This window comes from Geminicoccus flavidas, assembly GCF_009806515.1.
In the GTDB taxonomy this organism is placed as follows: Bacteria; Pseudomonadota; Alphaproteobacteria; order Geminicoccales; family Geminicoccaceae; genus Geminicoccus; species Geminicoccus flavidus.
The window spans coordinates 1-329 of the sequence record NZ_WUJP01000753.1 but is presented as its reverse complement, the minus strand read 5'-3'; the positions used below and the strand labels follow the sequence as shown (position 1 = coordinate 329).

The 329-nt window shown below is 64.4% G+C and carries 1 pseudogene; it reads right to left on the bottom strand.

Annotated features, from left to right (window positions below):
• Positions 1-329: pseudogene (locus EQG76_RS21540) on the bottom strand (integrase core domain-containing protein); the annotation flags it as partial.

Genomic DNA, 329 nt, shown 5'->3' with positions numbered 1-329 from the left:
CTAGGTGTACCGCACCAGGATGAGGTGTGACGGGTCGAGCCTGAACCAATCGGGCTCTTTGGCCGAGACCTGACAGATGAACTCGTTGGGGGTCAGGCCGCGCAGGGTCTTGAGCCGGCGGGCGTGGTTGTAGGCGTCCACGAACAGCTGCAGGTGTGTTCTGAGCTGGTCGTGTCATAGTGGTAGCGCATGACGGTCGCGTCCTTCGGGTCCGTGTCCGGGGGCAGGCTCTTGAGGGTGCGGTTCATCCGCTCGACCTGGCTGTTGGTCCATCGATGGCCAGCAGGCCATCGATCCGTCCCTGGCAAGGACCGCAGGCCGGGAGCCTG